Origin of the sequence: Parasedimentitalea maritima, assembly GCF_005771405.1 — a bacterium.
GTDB classification, from domain to species: Bacteria; Pseudomonadota; Alphaproteobacteria; order Rhodobacterales; family Rhodobacteraceae; genus Parasedimentitalea; species Parasedimentitalea maritima.
On record NZ_VAUA01000010.1, the window covers coordinates 61939 to 81207 of the forward strand.

19 protein-coding genes are annotated in these 19269 nt (G+C 55.8%); 15 read left to right on the forward strand and 4 right to left on the reverse strand.

The genetic code is table 11. From position 1 onward, the window contains the following. The first annotated feature begins 172 nt into the window (after positions 1–172). Together tldD and dprA are read left to right on the forward strand one after the other, a co-directional pair. Positions 173–1594: a metalloprotease TldD gene (gene tldD / locus FEE96_RS18165; protein ID WP_138164547.1), complete on the forward strand. Its 1422-nt coding sequence runs from the start codon at positions 173–175 to the stop codon at positions 1592–1594. Positions 1595–1795: 201 nt separating this feature from the next. Then, positions 1796–2947 carry a DNA-processing protein DprA gene (gene dprA / locus FEE96_RS18170; RefSeq protein ID WP_138164548.1) on the forward strand — a complete coding sequence of 384 codons (1152 nt, stop codon included), beginning with the start codon at positions 1796–1798 and terminating at the stop codon, positions 2945–2947. On the opposite strand, the gene FEE96_RS18175 is transcribed toward dprA, so the two are convergent. After that, on the reverse strand, positions 2944–3378 hold the full coding sequence (locus tag FEE96_RS18175) for a hypothetical protein (protein ID WP_138164549.1): 435 nt from the start codon (positions 3376–3378) through the stop codon (positions 2944–2946). The genes dprA and FEE96_RS18175 overlap by 4 nt on opposite strands. 134 nt (positions 3379–3512) lie before the next feature. Between FEE96_RS18175 and topA the strand changes: the two genes are divergently transcribed. Continuing rightward, complete coding sequence (gene topA / locus FEE96_RS18180; protein ID WP_138164550.1) at positions 3513–6248, forward strand: type I DNA topoisomerase; 2736 nt, start codon at positions 3513–3515, stop codon at positions 6246–6248. Here topA and FEE96_RS18185 read toward each other — a convergent pair. Continuing rightward, a complete protein-coding gene (locus FEE96_RS18185; protein WP_246079511.1) occupies positions 6245–6760 on the reverse strand; it encodes a helix-turn-helix domain-containing protein in 516 nt (171 codons plus the stop codon). The two genes, topA and FEE96_RS18185, sit on opposite strands and share 4 nt — an antisense overlap. Positions 6761–6889: 129 nt before the next feature. On the opposite strand from FEE96_RS18185, the gene FEE96_RS18190 reads away from it, so the two are divergent. The 3 genes from FEE96_RS18190 to FEE96_RS18200 all read left to right on the forward strand — a co-directional run bounded on the left by FEE96_RS18190 (position 6890) and on the right by FEE96_RS18200 (position 8783). Then, positions 6890–7315 carry a VOC family protein gene (locus FEE96_RS18190; RefSeq protein WP_138164552.1) on the forward strand — a complete coding sequence of 142 codons (426 nt, stop codon included), beginning with the start codon at positions 6890–6892 and terminating at the stop codon, positions 7313–7315. A gap of 112 nt (positions 7316–7427) precedes the next feature. Next, positions 7428–8144: a CoA transferase subunit A gene (locus FEE96_RS18195; RefSeq protein WP_138164553.1), complete on the forward strand. Its 717-nt coding sequence runs from the start codon at positions 7428–7430 to the stop codon at positions 8142–8144. Positions 8145–8156: 12 nt separating this feature from the next. Next, entirely contained in the window at positions 8157–8783 is a 627-nt protein-coding gene (locus tag FEE96_RS18200; protein WP_138164554.1) for a 3-oxoacid CoA-transferase subunit B, read from the forward strand. Between the two features lie 73 nt (positions 8784–8856). Here FEE96_RS18200 and FEE96_RS18205 read toward each other — a convergent pair whose 3' ends face one another. Then, on the reverse strand, positions 8857–9450 hold the full coding sequence (locus tag FEE96_RS18205) for a TetR/AcrR family transcriptional regulator (protein WP_138164555.1): 594 nt from the start codon (positions 9448–9450) through the stop codon (positions 8857–8859). A gap of 124 nt (positions 9451–9574) precedes the next feature. Between FEE96_RS18205 and FEE96_RS18210 the strand changes: the two genes are divergently transcribed. Next, complete coding sequence (locus FEE96_RS18210; protein WP_138164556.1) at positions 9575–10435, forward strand: quinone oxidoreductase family protein; 861 nt, start codon at positions 9575–9577, stop codon at positions 10433–10435. 71 nt (positions 10436–10506) lie between these two features. Here the strand turns inward: FEE96_RS18210 and FEE96_RS18215 are convergent, their stop codons facing one another. Continuing rightward, positions 10507–11316: a lytic transglycosylase domain-containing protein gene (locus tag FEE96_RS18215; RefSeq protein WP_138164557.1), complete on the reverse strand. Its 810-nt coding sequence runs from the start codon at positions 11314–11316 to the stop codon at positions 10507–10509. 347 nt (positions 11317–11663) lie between these two features. Between FEE96_RS18215 and FEE96_RS18220 the strand changes: the two genes are divergently transcribed. From FEE96_RS18220 to FEE96_RS18250, 8 genes are all read left to right on the forward strand, one after another. Beyond that, positions 11664–11873 carry a hypothetical protein gene (locus FEE96_RS18220; protein ID WP_138164558.1) on the forward strand — a complete coding sequence of 70 codons (210 nt, stop codon included), beginning with the start codon at positions 11664–11666 and terminating at the stop codon, positions 11871–11873. Between the two features lie 95 nt (positions 11874–11968). After that, positions 11969–12145 (forward strand): hypothetical protein, encoded by a 177-nt coding sequence (locus FEE96_RS23565; protein WP_167741307.1) that lies wholly within the window; start codon positions 11969–11971, stop codon positions 12143–12145. A gap of 138 nt (positions 12146–12283) precedes the next feature. Continuing rightward, entirely contained in the window at positions 12284–13144 is an 861-nt protein-coding gene (gene cpaB / locus FEE96_RS18225) for a Flp pilus assembly protein CpaB (RefSeq protein WP_138164559.1), read from the forward strand. Positions 13145–13363: 219 nt separating this feature from the next. Continuing rightward, positions 13364–14755 (forward strand): type II and III secretion system protein family protein, encoded by a 1392-nt coding sequence (locus FEE96_RS18230; RefSeq protein WP_138164560.1) that lies wholly within the window; start codon positions 13364–13366, stop codon positions 14753–14755. A 14-nt stretch (positions 14756–14769) separates the two neighbouring features. Beyond that, entirely contained in the window at positions 14770–15396 is a 627-nt protein-coding gene (locus FEE96_RS18235) for an OmpA family protein (protein WP_138164561.1), read from the forward strand. A gap of 177 nt (positions 15397–15573) precedes the next feature. Next, a complete protein-coding gene (locus FEE96_RS18240; protein ID WP_138164562.1) occupies positions 15574–16809 on the forward strand; it encodes a CpaE/TadZ family protein in 1236 nt (411 codons plus the stop codon). 30 nt (positions 16810–16839) lie between these two features. Then, positions 16840–18300, forward strand: coding sequence for a TadA family conjugal transfer-associated ATPase (locus FEE96_RS18245; protein WP_138164563.1), 1461 nt, complete (start codon positions 16840–16842; stop codon positions 18298–18300). Next, complete coding sequence (locus FEE96_RS18250) at positions 18300–19268, forward strand: type II secretion system F family protein (RefSeq protein WP_138164564.1); 969 nt, start codon at positions 18300–18302, stop codon at positions 19266–19268. Before FEE96_RS18245 ends, FEE96_RS18250 begins: the two co-directional genes overlap by 1 nt. Position 19269: the final 1 nt, after the last annotated feature.

A 19269-nucleotide genomic window follows, 5' to 3' on the forward strand; every position in this document is an offset into this window, starting at 1 on the left:
CGTTGTTCCTCGCGTCGCTGTATCCTGCGGGGAATCACTGATTCCACAAAACACATCGACCCCGTTGTCTTTGCTGACGGTAGAAATCATATTCCAAGGATCAGATAAAGAGCTATGCTTGCGTCAAATGGGCGCTTTCTTGATTTAGATCAAAAAAAATGAGGTCCACACGATGGAAGACGCAGCCTTTCGCCCCTTTGAAACCAACCTGCCCGCGGATGATGCGTTGCAGGTCCTGAAATCGGCTCTCTCAGGAGCCGACGATGGCGAGATATTTGCCGAACGCCGAAAATCCGAGTCACTGGTTTTTGATGACGGCCGATTGCGCAGTGCCAGTTACGATGCCTCCGAAGGCTTCGGATTGCGCGCCGTCAACGGTGAGGTGGCCGGATATGCCCACTCGACCGACGTTTCGATGGCTGCGCTCAATCGCGCATCTGAAACCGCGCGGCTGGCAGTTGGCGATGGTGGCGGCACTCTGGCGGATGCCCCATCCGCGACGAATCGCAAACTGTACACAGACGCCGACCCAATTGGCGCCATGCCGTTTGCGGTGAAAATAGAAACACTGCGCGAGATTGATGCCTTTGCGCGTGATCTGGATCAACGTGTGGTGCAGGTTTCGGCAGTTCTGGCCGCATCTTTGCAAGAAGTCGAAATTCTGCGCGCTGACGGTGTTCTGGTGCGCGATGTGCGCCCTATGACACGCCTGAATGTATCGGTAATTGTCGAAAAGGATGGCCGCCGTGAAAGTGGGTCTGCAGGTGGCGGAGGTCGCATCGGTCTGGACGGGCTTGTTGATCCCCGTGACTGGCAGGCCAAAGCCCGCGAAGCCCTGCGTATTGCAGTGGTCAATCTTGACGCCGTCCCTGCCCCCGCAGGTGTGATGGAGGTGGCATTGGGGCCAGGCTGGCCCGGGATTTTACTGCATGAAGCCATCGGCCACGGGTTAGAGGGCGACTTTAATCGCAAAGGCAGCTCAGCCTTTGCAGGGCTGATGGGCCAACGTGTTGCTGCCAAAGGTGTGACGGTACTGGATGATGGCACTTTGCCAGACCGCCGAGGCTCAATCACGATTGACGACGAAGGCACCCCTTCGCAGGCGACGACCCTGATCGAAGACGGAATTCTGGTTGGCTATATGCAAGACCGGCAAAACGCCCGCCTGATGGGGGTCACCCCCACAGGTAACGGTCGCCGACAAAGCTATGCCCACGCACCGATGCCACGCATGACTAATACTTATATGCTGGGCGGAGAGGCCAACCCGTCGGATCTGATCGCCGATATCAAAGATGGCATTTGGGCGGTTGGGTTTGGTGGCGGTCAAGTCGACATTACCAATGGCAAGTTTGTGTTCTCCTGTACCGAGGCCTACCGGGTCATCAATGGCAAGGTTGGGGCTCCAGTTAAAGGCGCCACTCTGATTGGCGACGGCGCCACTGCGCTGCACCGTATTCGCGCCCTGGGAAATGACATGGCACTGGACCCAGGTATGGGGAACTGCGGCAAAGCCGGACAGTGGGTACCAGTGGGCGTTGGCCAGCCAACTGTCCTGATGGATGGGCTGACAGTGGGCGGCGCCGCGGCCTAGTTACCAGTGTTAACTTAAAACCAGAAAACCCGCGTAAAAACCGCATTGCGACGCCGATCTTTCGCAATGCGGTTTCAAAATTTCCCTTACGTCACCTGCATTTGGTAAGTTTTCGGAAAATCTTCTGAAAATCCTTACTTGTTCACTCCCTGTTAACCGTCTTAGCGTTAAACCTGTACATGCAAACAGGCGGAGCAACGGATGACCGAAGAATTCACTTCTTCCACTCACCCCCCACTCCCACCCACCACGGAAGATATTCGTTATTCCTGGCTCCGTCTGTTGCGTTCTCGCAGGGTTGGTCCGGTGACATTTCACCGCCTGATCGCCGAGTATAATTCAGCGCAGAACGCGCTGGATGCGTTGCCCGAAGTGGCGCGCGAAGCAGGCGTAAAGGGGTATAAAATATGCCCTTCACCTGTGATTGACGCCGAAATCAAGGCCGCAAAAGCCGCCAAAGCGCGGCTTTTGTGCCTTGGCGACGTCCACTACCCTTCACAGCTTGCCCAGCTCAAAGATGCGCCGCCCCTCCTCTGGGTAAAAGGGGACACCGCACGACTGCAATCTCCAATTATTGCTCTGGTAGGGGCGCGCAATGCCTCGTCACTGGGCACCCGTATGGCCCGCGCACTGGCCCACGACCTTGGCTCGCAGGGGTACATAATAGTGTCAGGTTTGGCCCGCGGCATCGATACCGCCGCCCATCTGGCATCTCTGGACAGCGGCACAATCGCTGTCATGGCTGGCGGTGTTGACGTCATCTACCCCACACAGAACACCGGTTTGGCCCAGGATATAGCGCAAAGGGGCCTGCTGTTGTCGGAACAGCCTATGGGGCTCACCCCACAGGCGCGCCATTTCCCCAGCCGCAATCGCATCATTTCCGGCCTGGCCCGCGCCGTGGTTGTCGTCGAAGCCGCTGCCAAATCCGGTAGCCTTATCACCGCCCGGGATGCACTAGATCAGGGCCGCGAGGTGCTGGCGGTGCCTGGACATCCCTTCGATGCCCGCGCCAGCGGCTGCAATATGCTGATCCGCGACGGTGCCCAACTGGTTCGCAACAGTGACGATGTCATCGCTGCGCTCCCACCTGTTCAGGCTCCGGCGCAAGCGCCCACTCCACAACAAAAGCTCCCCCTTGATAGGCCACCACCACGACGAAGCTTGCAGGAAACAGCAGCGCTGCACCAACAGATCCTGTCACGCCTAGGGCCCTCTCCCACGGCTGAGGATCAACTGATCCGAGACATGGCAGCGCCAGCGCGTGACGTCTCACCTGCGCTGACCGATCTTGAACTGGACGGTAAGATCACCCGGCTCGCAGGTGGATTGGTGTCGCGTAAACTCCGTTAGTAGCAGAACTCGGCAATCACCGGTCCCCAGCTGCTACAAAACGGCTCACCAGCGAACCACACGTCAGTGGCCCCAATCGCATGTTCCACCGCAACCCAGGTGTTGCCCTTTTTGATATACAGCGCCTGCATATGGGTTCCGTCCATAAAATCTGGGCTAAACTCACCCCGGGCAAACCCCGGTGTTGAGGTGATATCTATGGGCCTGCCGCCGGGCCGTTGCGGTTGCACTGACGCAAAGGCCCGGCGGCCAGAGACCCGCAAATCATGGACAACAAATTCAACGGGCGTCCCCAGGTCGACCTCGGCCAATGGCCGCAACGCATTCATCAGCGCCTTCCGCTCAGCAGTGCCGCGTTTTGGCTCGTACCAGTCCTGTGCCGCCAATGGGCTGGCAATCAATACAGCCACCACTAGCCATCCAAGCTTCATGCCACTCTCCAATTTGCCGCCAAATTCACCATCAAATTTGCCTGTAAAACTCTACGATTGACAATACCCTCTTGCGCCCCACATCTTGCCCGGCCATAGAACGTGCCGTATCCGCCCCAAGAGGTTTAACCTAAATGCCCGTAGTTGTTGTAGAATCGCCAGCCAAAGCCAAGACGATCAATAAGTATCTCGGCTCTGACTATACAGTTCTGGCATCTTACGGCCACGTGCGCGATCTTCCGCCGAAGAATGGTTCGGTTGATCCGGACAGCGATTTTGACATGACCTGGGAGATCGGAAACGACAGCCGGAAACATGTCAAAGCCATCGCAGACGCCCTGAAAGAAGACAACGCACTGATCCTCGCGACCGACCCCGACCGCGAGGGAGAGGCAATCAGCTGGCACTTACAACAGGCGCTGACCAAACGCCGGTCCATTAAGAAGGACACACCGGTCAGCCGCGTCACCTTTAACGCCATCACCAAAGTTGCGGTGCTCGAAGCCATGGCAAACCCGCGTCAGGTCGACATGCCGCTGGTCGAGGCCTATCTGGCCCGCCGTGCGCTGGACTACCTTGTGGGCTTTAACCTGTCGCCCGTTCTGTGGCGTAAATTGCCCGGTGCCAGATCCGCCGGTAGGGTCCAATCGGTCTGCCTGCGTCTGATCGTCGAGCGCGAAACCGAAATCGAAGCGTTCAATCCGCAAGAATACTGGTCCGTACGCGCCCTTCTGACCACGCCGCGTGGCCAGGAATTTGAAACTCGTCTGACCGTTTTGGGCGGCGACAAGCTGGACAAATTCAGCCTCGCCAATTCGACCGCTGCCGAAATGGCGGTACAGGCCGTCGCCAGTCGCGATTTGTCGGTGCAATCGGTTGAGGCAAAACCAGCCTCCCGCAATCCCTCTGCTCCCTTCATGACCTCGACCCTGCAGCAAGAGGCCAGCCGCAAATTTGGCATGGGCGCCAAACAAACCATGAGCACCGCCCAGCGTTTGTACGAGGCAGGCTACATTACTTATATGCGAACCGATGGTATCGACATGGCCCCCGAGGCCGTGACCGAGGCCCGGGCCGAAATCGACAAGCGGTATGGCGGCACCTACGTCCCAGAAAAACCGCGGGTCTACAAAAACAAAGCCAAGAACGCACAAGAAGCGCACGAATGTATTCGCCCCACCGATATGAGCCGCGATGCCGCCAGCCTCAAGGTCACCGAAGCAGATCAGCGCAAGCTCTATGACCTGATCTGGAAACGCACACTGGCCTGCCAGATGGCCAGCTCCAAGATGGAACGCACCACCGTTGACGTTGGCTCCGCTGACAAACAGGTGATGTTACGTGCGACCGGTCAGGTGATGCTGTTTGACGGGTTCATGCGGGTCTACGAAGAAGGCCGCGATGACGTTGTGCAGGACGACGACGACAAGCGCCTGCCGCAGATCATGATGGGTGAGACCGCGAAATTCGCAGACAGCTCGCTTGTCGGCCAGTTCACCAAGGCTGGCAAAGACACTGCCAAAACGGAACAAAGCGGTGATCTGCGCAGCAATGGCTCGGCTTTGTTGTCCAAAAATGAATCAGTACTGGCGCTGCAGCACCACACCATGCCGCCGCCCCGCTACACAGAGGCCACGCTGGTCAAACGGATGGAAGAGCTCGGCATTGGCCGTCCGTCGACCTACGCCAGCGTCATCACCACGATTCAAGACCGCGAATATGTCCGCAAGGAACAAAACCGTCTGTTCCCCGAAGACAAAGGCCGCATCGTTACCATCTTCCTGCTGAACTTCTTCCGTCAATACGTCGGGTATGAATTCACCGCCAATCTGGAAGGGCAGCTGGATGATGTCAGCGCCGGCAATGGCGATTATAAGGACCTGCTGGCCAAGTTCTGGCGTGATTTCTCGGCGGCGATTTCCGAAACCTCTGACCTGCGTATTTCCGAAGTTCTGGACGTTCTCGACGATGCTCTGGCTCCACAGCTCTATCCACCTCGCGAAGATGGCACAGACGCACGGGCCTGCCCGAAATGTGGCCTGGGCCAATTGCACCTGAAGTCTTCGCGCACCGGTGGCTTTGTCGGCTGCGGCAATTACCCGGAATGTAATTATACCCGGCCAATTTCTGGCGAAGGCGCCGAAGGCTATGAAAAGGTTTTGGGCGAAGACGCAGGCGACGAGATCCACCTGAAGTCTGGTCGCTTTGGCCCCTACGTTCAGCGCGGCGAGCCAACCCCGGAAAACAAAAAACCTCCACGTTCTTCGCTGCCAAAACAGAACAAAGACTATCTGCCCGGCTGGGGACCAAACGAGGTCACATTGGAACAGGCGGTTACTCTGCTGACCCTGCCCCGTGAAATCGGCCAGCACCCCGAAGGTGGCACCGTGGCCGCTAACTTGGGTCGATTTGGCCCTTACGTCATGCACCAGATGCCGGACGAGGAAAAACCAGTCTACGTAAACCTCAAGAATACTCTGGACGTGTTTGAAATTGGCATGAACCACGCGATGGAAATGCTAGCCGAAAAACGCGCCAACCCGGGCCGCGGTGGTCGTGCTGCCGCCAAAGCGCTCAAAGAACTGGGTGAACATCCAGATGGTGGTGGTGCTGTCAAAATCATGGACGGTAAATATGGCGCCTACATCAAATGGGAGAAGGTGAACGCCACCCTACCCAAAGATGTCGAAGTCAAAGACGTCACCATGGACATGGCTGTGCAGCTGATCACCGAAAAAGCCGGCAAAAAGCCAAAGAAGAAAGCGGCGGCGAAGAAAAAGCCCGCAGCCAAAAAGAAAACAGCTGCCAAAAAGGCGCCAGCCAAGAAAAAGGCCGCGCCTAAGAAATCAACAGAGGACAGCGCCTCTTAAGAGATCGTTGCCCGAACAAGGGCGGCCATTGCCTGTTCGTATGGTTTGGCCGCCTCACCCTGTGCAATCGCCAGGGCTGCCCGGTCATAACCGGCAGACAGGACTTTGGTCACAGCTTCCAGTCCTTCATCTGACAAATCCGGGTTTGCAGTGATCAGCCCCGTACGAAGAGCTGCCCGCCCTCCTCCTGCATCAATCTGATCCATCTCTTGAACCCCCAACACAGCCGGCCCATCAATCAGCAGCAACTGCGCCCGGCCCTGTATAGACATGGCTTCGAAATAGCCCTTGCTCCCAGTCCCGAGTGGATCATCAATCGTGCCCTTGGTCGCGACCTCAATTGCCTGCCTCAGCTCCTTCGCTTCGGCGACAACAACCGCCCTAAACAGGTCCTCTTTGTCTTCAAAGTGATGGTACAGCGCGCCGCGGGTCACCTGTGCCGACTTTACGATTTCGGGTGTCGACGTTGCGGCAAACCCCTTCTCCACAAACAGTGAACGTGCGGCGTCCATGAGTTTCTTCCGCATCATCGCGCGTCTGTCCGCGTTTGGTGTCCGCGTGGATTTCTCTTGCATGCATACAGCCTGTATGTTTATGGATTATCTACATACAGATTGTATGTTTATTTCAGGAGATGCAAGATGAAACCCACTCAGTTCTATCCCGTCATACAAACCGAAAACGTGGAAACGACCGCAACATTCTACATCGAGCACTTTGGCTTCAGGGCTGTGTTCACCTCCGATTGGTATATCCACCTCCAATCTGAAAGCGACCCTGCCGTGAACATTGCTGTACTGGATGGGCATCACGAGACCATTCCACCAGAAGGTCGCGGGCTATCAAAGGGGGTTATCCTCAACTTTGAAGTGGCCGATGCAAAAGCAGACTATCAGCGCCTTACCTCCAAAGGGCTGCCGGTTCTGAAAGATCTCTGCGACGAAGACTTTGGCCAGCGTCATTTCATCACCGCCGATCCAAACGGGGTTTTGATTGATGTCATCACTCCCATCGCCCCCTCTGGCAGCTATATCGAGCAATATACAGAAGACGCTCTGCCGACCTGATCGTCTGCGCGTGAAAACGCTCGGTAGAAATACGCAATCTTCTACGTATTCTTGACTCACACCTACCGCCACGTCAGAACCACTCCCAACAGGTTGTTGTTGGGAGACTTCCATGAAAAAAGTTTATTCAAACGCCGCAGAAGCGCTCGACGGGCTGCTTCACGACGGCATGTTCATTGCGGCGGGCGGCTTTGGCCTCTGTGGCATTCCAGAATTGCTTCTGGACGCCATCAAGGATGCAGGCACCAAGAATCTGACCTTTGCGTCGAACAACGCAGGCGTTGATGATTTTGGTATCGGTATCTTGCTGCAAACCAAGCAGGTCAAAAAGATGATCTCGTCCTACGTGGGCGAAAACGCAGAATTCATGCGTCAGTATCTAAGCAAAGAGCTAGAGCTGGAATTCAACCCACAGGGCACCTTGGCCGAGCGTATGCGCGCTGGCGGCGCTGGCATCCCCGGTTTCTTTACGAAAACCGGTGTGGGCACCGTGATTGCCGAAGGCAAGTTTGAAAAGCAGTTCCCAACTGGCCCGGATGGCGCCATGGAAGATTACATCATGGAAGAAGGCATGTTTGCCGATCTCGCCATTGTCAAAGCCTGGAAGGCCGACGAGACCGGCAATCTGGTATTCCGCAAAACCGCCCGTAACTTCAACGCGCCTGCTGCGACCTGCGGCAAGGTCTGTGTGGTCGAGGTCGAAGAGATCGTGCCAACTGGCTCTCTGGACCCTGACGCGATCCACCTGCCCGGCATCTATGTGCACCGTATCATTCAGGGCACCCACGAAAAGCGCATCGAACAGCGCACCACCCGGCCAGCGGCGTAAAGGAGAGCGAACATGTGGGATCGTAATCAAATGGCCGCACGCGCGGCACAAGAACTGCAAGACGGTTGGTATGTGAACCTCGGCATCGGCATCCCGACGCTGGTGTCCAACTATATCCCTGAAGGTGTCGAAGTGACCCTGCAGTCGGAAAACGGCATGTTGGGCATGGGCCCCTTCCCGGTTGAGGGCACCGAAGACGCCGACCTGATCAACGCAGGCAAGCAGACCATCACCGAACTGCCCCAGACCGCCTATTTCGACTCAGCGCAGAGCTTTGCGATGATCCGCGGCGGCAAAATCGCCATGGCCATCCTCGGCGCGATGGAAGTGGCTGAAAACGGTGATCTGGCCAACTGGATGATTCCGAACAAGTTGGTCAAAGGTATGGGCGGCGCAATGGATCTGGTCGCCGGTGTGGGCCGTGTTGTTGTGGTCATGGACCATGCCAACAAACACGGTGTGTCCAAGGTGCTAAAGGAATGCACCCTGCCGCTGACCGGTAAAGCTGTTGTAGACCGTATCATCACCAACCTCGGCGTTCTGGACGTTGTCGAAGGCGGTTTGAAGATTGTCGAAACTGCTGACGGCGTCACCGAAGACGAGCTGCGCGCAGCAACCGAGGCGACAATTGTCGGCTAAACTGCGACTGCATCGTTCAACAAAAGGCCTGCTTTATCAGCGGGCCTTTTTTCATTCCAGCACGCCAAACCGATCACGCTACCGACAGACCTAATGCCTCAACGGCAAGTTTGGCTACACGGTGCAGATCCTCGTTACCTGCGCCATCGCGTGCCTGTGTTGAAAACCCTTGCATCACCGTCGCCACCAGTTTGGCAGCCATTGGCGCAGAAACATCCTTTGGGACATCTCCCTCTTCCTGACCGCGCACAATTCGCGTTGTAATGGCAGCCTCAGTGGCTTTGCGGTATTGCTCCAGCACCAGTCTTGGCCCCTCATCCATATCCGGGCAGTGAATGGCGCCACTCACAACCAAACACCCGCGCGGTTGGGTGTCGTGGACATAGGCATCAACCGTGTCTGAAAGCAGTCGCATCACGGCCTCTGCCGCAGTTGGCTCTTTGGTCAACGCCTCCACAACATAGCCGCTATAGCGCTCCACATACCGATCAGCGCAGGTCTTGAACAAGGTCTCCTTGTTGCCAAAGGCAGCATAGATGCTGGGCGGACGCAGCCCCATCACCCGTTCAAGGTCCGAGATCGACGTGGCTTCATAGCCCCGCTCCCAGAACAGCCGCAGGGCTTTTTCCAGCACATCATCAACATCAAAGGATTTAGGGCGTCCCATCGGCTCTCCTTTTTTATCGATCACTAAAGAAAAAGCGTTGACGCTGCAATTCAAGTTTGTTTTGTAGTGATCACTAATAAACCCCTTCCTCCGGGACTACCCAAAACCAAGCAAGGAACAGACTATGAAAGCCGCAGTGATCGAAACTTTTGGTGATGCCGATACCTTCCAGCTGAAGGATATTGCCCGCCCTGCCATCGAGGCAGGGCAAGTGCTGGTTCGCATTCTTGCCTCTAGCGTCAATCCGGTAGATCTGGGCGTACGTTCGGGTGCGATTGTCCCCCCAGATGCCGCCCAGTTCCCGATGGTTCTGGGTTGGGACGCAGCAGGTGTGATCGAAGAAGTCGGTGCAGAGGTCACCCGCTTTCAGCCCGGCGACCGGGTCATGGCCATCACCCAGCAGCCAGCTTCAGGTGTCGGAACCCACGCCGAATTCGCCGCCTTTCCTGCCGACCATGTCACTCACATCGCCGACAACGTGCCTTTTGACATCGCCGCAGCAACACCATTGGCCGCGACAACCGCTCTGACCGCGCTCAAGGCGCTGAATTTGCCTAAGGGGGCGTCGGTCCTGATCAACAACACCGAAGGCGCCGTTGGGCAGATTGCTGCTGCGATGGCAAAAGCCTTGCAATTGACCGTCGTGTCGTCACCCGACCACACCGTAGACGGCGCGCTGGATGTACGCGGCCGCGACCATGCCATCCGGGCATTTAACCGGGTCAAGGATGGGGGAACCTATGTCACAACGGTTCCGGAATGGTGGAAACCTGGCGGACAGTTTAGCCCTGACCGCGGCATTACCCCCGTGGTCTTGGAACATCAGATAAATCAGCCTGATCTACAACAGATCGCCGCATGGCTGGCTGAGGGCGTGGTGGCCCCGCGAATCGAGACAACATTCCCCTTGGAAGATATTGCTAAAGCACACCGCCTGATGGAACGGCCCGGCCTGACCCAGAAAATCGTATTGTCCCACGGCTAACAACTGTCGCGGTGATCCGGCCGTCAAATGTCGGATCACCAGGTCTCTAGTCATCGCGGCTTGGCCCTGCTTTATTGCATCGTCCGAAATACGCAGCCATCGGAAATCAGTTCGGGCGGTGTCAGGCACAGCCCCTTTGCCACCTGAAACGCAGCCAGGACCTTGGGCACATAATCACGGGTTTCCGGATACGGTGGCACCCCCTGATGATCTCGAATGGACCCTTCGCCGGCGTTGTATCCCGCCAGGACCAAAACCGGGTCGCCGCTAAACTTCTCCATCAACCAATCCAGATACTTGATGCCACCCTGAATATTCTGCTGCGCCACCAATGCGTCGTCCACTCCAAACCGCGCAGCCGTGTCGGGCATCAATTGCATCAACCCCTGTGCGCCGGCCGAACTGACCGCATCAGTTTGCCCTGCGGATTCCACAGCAATGACCGCCAGGATCAACGCTGGTGATACCTCCGTGCCAATGCTGGCAGTCAGGATCGGGATCCCCTGAGCCGCGGCGATGTCCTGCATCAATTGCAATCGCGGTGCCGACACGCCCTCGCCGCCTGCCAGCACCATCAGCGCACTGTCCAACCGGCCAGGCCCCGTCGCCGTCAACTCGGGCGAGATTTGCTCCCAGAACCATCCATACCGGCCAACTGATGGATCCAGCGTTCCGTCAGTTGGATTTGACGCATCATCTGTTGCTACCGTTGATGGGGTCTGCTCCGGGTCAATCTGAATAGTAATCCGCTGACGCGTGCCAGCCTGTGGAGGGCGCACCCTCTTTGACTCAAAGCTGGGAAAAGGCGCTGGTGTGTCCCCCTGTACCCACAATGGAACAACAGAAGTTAACACTGCCAGTGTCACAACACGGAGAAACATAGGTCTGCCCTGATTTTTACTTAACGATTTCCCAACATATGGGGCAGAAACACCCGCAAAGGGGTCTGAAATTTGACGATTTCGCCACATTTCCGCTCTCTGCCGCTCTTTGGCCACGGGTATTTACAAAAATACAAAATGTATTTCTGTTTACTTTCAACCCCCTAACCTAGTTCTTTCCAAAAAGTTAAACTAAGGCGCCAATTTCCGGATTTTGGCCCAAATCCTGCCACGCTCCAAAGGCTATATATGTTCATACCAGGTCGGACATGAGCTTCGCAGGAGAGAGCAGGCTCAAACTGGACGGCAAGGTCGAAACACTTTTAGATCCTTTGGAGGGACAAACTATGATCAAATTCTTCAAAAACTTCCGCAAAGACGAAGCTGGCGCCGTGACTGTTGACTGGGTTGTTCTGACCGCTGCTGTTGCTGCTCTGGCTGGTGTTGTTTACACCTCCATCGCCGATGGCGCTGCCGATCTGACTGCAAGCACCGCAACCTACATGGGCGGCCAAGACTCTGCAACAATCGCAGCTGCTGGCGCTGGCACACCTTAAGCCGGTCGCACTATAGCGATTTGAACTCGGGGCCGCGTCTTTCATTTAAAAGGCGCGGCCTCTTGCCTAGGAACCCTCTCCTAACGAGGTTCGTAATGAAGAAACTAAAATCATTTATTGTCAGTGATGAAGGTGCAGTAACAGTAGATTGGGTGGTCCTGACCGCTGCGATCGTTGGTCTATGCGTAATCATCGCAGGAGCCATGCAAGATGGCGCACTCGGACTCGCAGATATGGTAGCGTCTTACATGTCAAACTGGACATTCAGCTAACCGGCTTGCACCCAAAGGTGCAACCGCAGGGATGCGACTACCGGGCTTTGGCATGATTCCATTTTTTGCACAGGATTTCACAGATCAGAAACCTGGTTGCGCCATTTACGTAGCGCGTAGCCAAAGCGAGGTAACACAATGCGTGCAGTTTTCGGATTGGTATTGATTGTCGGGATCGCCTTGGCAGGCGGTGCTGTAATGATGGCCAAAAACTACATTTCCACCTATCAAAACGCGCTGGCTCAGGCCAATGCAAACCAGGTTGAAACGATCCCTACGGCAAACGTCTATGTGGCCAACCAAACCCTGAAGTACGGTGAGCGGCTGACCGAAGACGCTGTGCGTTTAGTCCGCTGGCCGTTAGAAAGCCTCCCAGAAGGGGCATTTTCCACCCTGGAAGAACTCTTCCCGCCAGAGTTTAACGGTGAGCAGCGCGTTGTCCTGCGTACTGTCGAGAAAAACGAAGCTATTCTGCCCGGAAAAGTCACCAAGCCCGGCGAAGACGCTGGTATCACGTCTCGGCTGCAACGAGGGATGCGGGCTTTTGCCATCAAGGTTGATGTGGCCTCTGGCGTTTCGGGCTTCCTACGCCCCGGCGACAATGTAGATATCTACTGGACTGGCAGCCTACGTGATGCGGACGACGGTCGCCGTGGCGAAATCACCCGGTTAATACAAGCAAACATCGAACTGATCGCGATCGACCAGAGTGCAGGTGGCGACATCAATGGCGCTATCATTGCGCGCACCGTCACGGTTACAGCGTTGCCCAAACAGGTTGCCGCACTGGCTCAGGCACAAACCACCGGGCGATTGTCGCTGTCATTGGTTGGCGCTGGTGATGATACTGTTGCCTCTTTTGTCGAGGTAGACCAGCGTTCCCTGCTTGGACTAGGAGAGCGTGTTTCCGCACCAGAACGAGAAGCCGAAAAAATATGCACGATCCGTACGCGTCGCGGTGCCGAAGTGGTAGAAATCCCGATCCCCTGTACCAACTAAGGTCATGGGTCCGCCAAGCTGCACCCCTTCAGATCACAAGAACGTCCTCTGGAAAGCCGCCCAATTCGGGCGGCTCTCTGGCCTTTCTGTTGCCCGGGCCACACAGCATCAGAGGCACCAGACCCATTGAATCTTGCAAAAAGTCGTAAACTATCCCAAGGTAGCGCAAAAGACGGGCAACAGACCCGACAACGAGGCGTGATCCGAGAGGCAGGTCACATGGCATTTAGAACTATGATAGCAGCAGCCCTAACCGGCTTTGCTTTAACGTGCACTCCTGTGGCGGACCCCGCTTGGGCCGAAGGATTGCGCGTTGTCAAAAAGGGAACTGAGAAACAGCTGAGTGTTCCAATGAACCGGGCTGTGGTGGTCGAAAGCGATGTTCCGTTCTCTGAACTCAGTATCGCCAACCCCGGCATCGCAGATATTTCATCACTGTCTGACCGCACCATATACGTACTGGGTAAATCACCTGGGCTGACAACGCTGACGCTGCTGGATGCGACCGGCAGGCTGATCACCAATGTCGACGTACGCGTCGCCGCTGACGTGAGCGAGTTCAAGCAACGGCTGCGGCAGATCCTGCCCAACGAAAAAATTGAAGTCCGCACAGCAAATGACGGCATCGTCCTGTCCGGCACCGTATCCAGCGCAGCCCGATTGCAACGCGCCATGGATCTGGCTGAGCGCTACGCGCCTGAACGGGTATCAAACCTGATGTCAGTCGGTGGCGTACAGCAGGTCATGCTCAAAGTACGGTTCGCCGAAATGCAGCGCTCGGTGTCGAAATCACTTAGCTCTTCTGTTGCACTGGGCGGCTCTAATCTTGCCGCTGAAACAGGGACATGGCTGCTGGGTGACAATGGTCTGGCCAATTCAACCATAACGCCAAAATCTGGCTCTCTAGGCGCCGTGTTTTTTGGATTTGACATCGGATCAACTCAGGTTGGTCTGCTGATCGAAGCGCTGGAACAAAAAGGAATGGTTCGTACACTTGCCGAACCAAATCTGTCAGCCCTATCTGGTCAGGAGGCGAAATTCTTAGCCGGTGGTGAATACCCCGTTCCTGTTCCGCAAGACGACGGCATCGTTACGGTCGAGTTTAAACCCTTTGGCATCGAAATGAGTTTCATTCCTCGGGTTATCGATGGCGACTTGATCAATCTAGAGCTCAATACAGCAGTCTCTGCAATCGACCCGACCAATTCTATCACTTTGAATGGCGCTGAAGTGGCCGCCTTTTCACGTCGAGAAGCGTCAACCACGGTTGAAATGCGAGACGGTGAAAGCTTTGCTATTGCCGGCCTGATCCAGGATGATTTCCTCGACAACAACGCTCAACTGCCTTGGTTGGGTGATGTCCCTATCTTGGGTGCCCTGTTCCGTAGTGCGGATTATCAGCGCAGCCAAACGGAGCTGGTGATCATCATCAGCGCCCATCTGGTCAGCCCAACCCGAGGTGAGGCATTGAGCCTGCCAACAGACCGTGTCAAACCGCCCAGTGAAAATGATCTGTTTCTGTTTGGTCGGGTCGCGAGAACCCAGAAAGGCCCCGCCGCAGAAGTTGCCAGACAAGACTTCAGTGGCTCCTACGGCTATGTGATGGACTAATAAGGATGGCGCAGATGATCAAACATGCAGCGTTTTTGGGGCTCAGCCTGACCGTCGCAGCCTGCAGCATTGAAGCGGGGCATGAACTGGACCGAGGCACCTTCGGCAATGCCACGTTGAACAATTCTCAGGTGATGAGTGGTGAGCAAAACTATGCAATCCAGCTCGCCAAACGGTTTGCAGAAGAAGTTCCGTCGACCATCAACTTTGAATTTGACAGCGCCCGTCTCGACGCCAATGCCCGCGCAGTCCTGGACCAGCAGGCCGCTTGGATTAAACAGTTCCCTGAAGTCCGTTTCCGGGTCTTTGGTCACACCGATGCTGTTGGATCGGCACATTACAATAAGTCACTTGGTCTGCGCCGCGCGCGCGCTGCCGTCTCATATTTGTCGACCCGCGGCATCAGTCGTTCTCGCCTGGAAGCCGTTGTTTCTTATGGGGAAACACAACCCCTTATTGCAACTCAGGGCCGCGAACGCCAAAACCGGCGGACACTGACCGAAGTTTCAGGGTTCCTCAAGAGGCACCCGTCACTGTTGGATGGAAAATACGCACAGGTGGTCTATCGCGAGTATATCGCCAGCGCAGTTCCAGCCACAACCATGACCACAGAACAGTCACTCCCCGCTTCGTCTCAATAGGTCGAATAGGCCGACAATCGGCTGTTGTTTAGACTTTCCCAACTATTGGGGCTTTTTGGCCCCAATATCGCCAGAATTGCCCCCGACATTACTTACAAGAGGTGACGTGCGCCGACCGAGTCGCACGCAGGGACGAACAGGTTAAACCTGTCGTCGCCCGTAATGAGGATAATGGCAATGAGCAGCGAAACGCCGCACACAGATACCAACGCAATTGTTGCCTGCACCGTCAGCCGCGATGTGCAGAACTTTGATCTGTTGATCGAAGATATGGAATCCGCGATGGGTGAAAACTGGGGCGATCTAGGCTTTGCCGAAGCTCTGGCCTTTTTCAACCAACCCGAAGCCGAATCTCTGAGTTTCATAGCGCTGGCCATAGATGGGAATGACGAGGACAACTTGGTTCTGATGGGTGAAATCATCACTCAGGCAAAGACCCGTGACATCAAGGTGATCCTGATTGCGGAAGATGTCACCCCTGCGTCCCTGCATCAGCTCTTGCGCCAGGGTGCCGATGAATTTGTCCCCTACCCGCTTCCCGAACAAGAACTTCAAGCGGCGATAGAACGGGTGACCACTCCGGAACCCGAACCGGAAGAGGCCATCGCCAACCCGCACCAGTTGCAGTCAGGCAGTGCCCGAGAAGGCGCAGTCATTGTGTGTCAGGGGCTGGCCGGCGGGTCAGGGTCTACCACTCTTGCGGTCAACTTGGCTTGGGAACTGGCGCTGTTGAGCGATCACGAGCAACCCAGCGTTTGTTTACTGGATCTCGACATGCAGCACGGCTCTGTTGCAACCTATCTCGACCTTCCTCGCCGCGAGATCGTCATGGAGATGTTGGGACAAATTGATGAAATGGACGCCGAGATGTTCGGTCAGGCACTGCTTTCCTTTCAGGACAAGTTGCAAGTCCTAACCGCTCCGTCGGAAATGGTGCCGCTTGAGTTCTTTTCCTCCGACGACATCGAGCGGTTGATCGCCATGGCGCGCAGCCACTTTGATTTTGTAGTCATCGATCTGCCGCGCACCCTCGTGCAATGGTCAGAATGCGTGCTCAATAGGGCACATGTCTATTTCTCCCTTATCGAACTCGATATGCGGTCGGCCCAAAACGCCCTGCGCATGAAGCGGGCGTTGCAATCCGAAGACCTGCCTTTCGAAAAGCTGCGTTTCACATTGAACCGTGCACCCAAGTTCACCGATCTAAGCGGAAAAAGCCGGGTAAAGCGGATGGCTGAATCCCTGGGCATCTCAATCGATTTGCAGTTGCCAGACGGTGGCAAACCCGTTGTCCAAAGTTGTGACCACGGCCTACCGCTTGCGGTTTCAGCGGCCAAAAACCCGCTACGCAAAGAAATCGCCAAGCTGGCGCTGTCGCTCCACGAACTCGGACAGCAAGACGTCGCTGCCTAACATAAAGTCATCCCTTGGGGGGGGTATAAGATGTTTTCCAAGTACAAAAAGCAAGCCGCAGCTGGGTCTCCTGCCAAAGCATCCAAGCTGAAGGCCGTCACACCAGACGCCCCCATTGCCCCCAAACCCGCCGCCAACCAAAGCGCGTCGCTGCGTCGGCCCATGCCAAAAACGTCAGCCGAAGCCGCTCCTCAGGACAAAGAGCGCAAGCGCAAGGAACGATTGAGCGACATCAAGATCCAACTTCACAAAGAACTGTTGGAACAGCTGAACCTTGCCGCCCTGGAAACCGCCAACGAGGCAGAACTGCGCGCGGAAATCACCACGATCACCACCGAAATTTTGGAAGAGAAAGGTATCGTTCTCAACCGCGATGACCGCCAGACCCTGACCAAAGAACTGTACGACGAGGTCACCGGCCTCGGTCCTTTGGAAACGCTGCTACAGGACGAAACCGTCAACGATATTCTGGTCAATGGTCCGCAACAGGTTTTTGTCGAACGCGAAGGCAAGCTCATGTTGAGCGATGTGACCTTCAAAGATGAAAAGCACCTTCTCAGGATCATCGACAAAATTGTTTCGGCAGTTGGACGTCGTGTTGATGAATCCAACCCCTATGTGGATGCGCGTCTCGCAGATGGCTCGCGCTTCAACGCAATGGTGCCGCCCATTGCGGTGGATGGATCTTTGGTATCGATCCGGAAGTTTAAAAAGGACAAGCTGGGTATTGATGATCTGGTGAATTTCGGCGCCTTCAACGAGGAAATGGCAGCCTACCTACAAGCCGCTGTTGCCACTCGACTGAATATTATCGTGTCGGGCGGTACTGGTTCCGGTAAAACGACCACACTGAACGCCCTGTCCAGTTTCATCGACAATGCCGAACGCATCCTGACGATCGAAGACACCGCAGAACTTCAGTTGCAGCAGACCCACGTCGGCCGGATGGAAAGCCGCCCGCCCAACGTCGAAGGCAAAGGTGAGGTTTCCCCGCGCGATTGTCTGAAGAACGCCCTGCGTATGCGCCCCGACCGTATCATTGTCGGCGAAACGCGCGGCGAAGAAGTTATCGACATGTTGCAGGCGATGAACACTGGCCACGACGGGTCAATGACCACCATCCACGCCAACTCGGCCCGTGATGGGGTCAGCCGTCTGGAAAACATGATCGCCATGGCTGGCATCGAAATGCCGCTCAAGGCGGTTCGCAGTCAGATCTCGTCTGCGGTGAACTTGATCGTACAGGCCTCGCGTCTGCAGGATGGTTCGCGCCGCATGACATCAATCACCGAAATCACTGGCATGGAGGGCGACGTGATCTCGATGCAGGAAATTTTCCGGTACCAGCGGGTCGGCTTGACCCCTGAGAACAAAATCATCGGTCACTTCACAGCCACAGGGGTGCGCAGTCACTTCTCCGAACGGTTCCGTATGTGGGGGTATGACCTGCCCGCTTCGGTCTATGAACCCACTAAGATGGAGTCACACTGATGCAACTGAGCGCAGAACCAATCATCTACGGCCTTATTTTCATTGGTGTTCTGGTGCTGGTCGAAGGCCTGTATCTGGTGGCCTTTGGTAAATCCATCAGCCTGAACAGCCGGGTTAATCGCCGTCTGGAGATGCTGGACAAAAGCGGAAATCGCGAACAGGTGCTGGATCAGCTGCGTAAGGAAATGCAGCAACACATGCAGTCCCAGTCGATCCCGCTGTATTCCTTGCTGGCGGAAAAGGCTCAAAAGGCCGCAATTGCCTTCACTCCGCGACAGTTGATCATGATCATGGGCGGGCTGGCAGCTTTGGCTTTTGTCGGGCTCAGCATAGGCACCGAAACTGAATTGCCAATACGTATCATGGCCTCGGTTATCATTGGTGTTGGGGCCGTGTTCATGTGGGTCAACAAGAAAGCAAAGACACGTATGGGCATGATCGAGGAACAACTCCCCGATGCGGTTGAACTGATTGTGCGAAGCCTGCGGGTGGGCCACCCATTTTCCTCTGCTATCCAGATTGTCGCAAAAGAAGTCGACGATCCGCTCGCCACCGAATTTGGCATGATCGCAGACGAGAGCGCCTATGGCCGCGACGTTGGCGAGGCCCTGAAAGAAATGGCTGAACGGCTGGATATGCAGGATATGCGTTTCCTTGCGGTAGCCGTGACCATTCAGCAGCAATCCGGGGGTAACCTGGCCGAGGTTCTGGCTGGTTTGGCCAAGGTCATCCGCGCCCGATTCCGCCTGTTTCGCCGCGTCAAAGCGATCACAGCTGAAGCACAATGGTCGGGCAAATTCCTATCCGCTTTTCCTCTGCTGGCGCTGGGGGGCATTCTGGCCAAGGACCCGAACTACTACGACACAGTGTTGGATCACCCCTATTTTATTCCCTGCTGTTTCATCGTGGGCGTGTTGTTGACCGTCAATCTGTTTGTCATGCGCGCGCTGACCAATATTAAGGTATAAG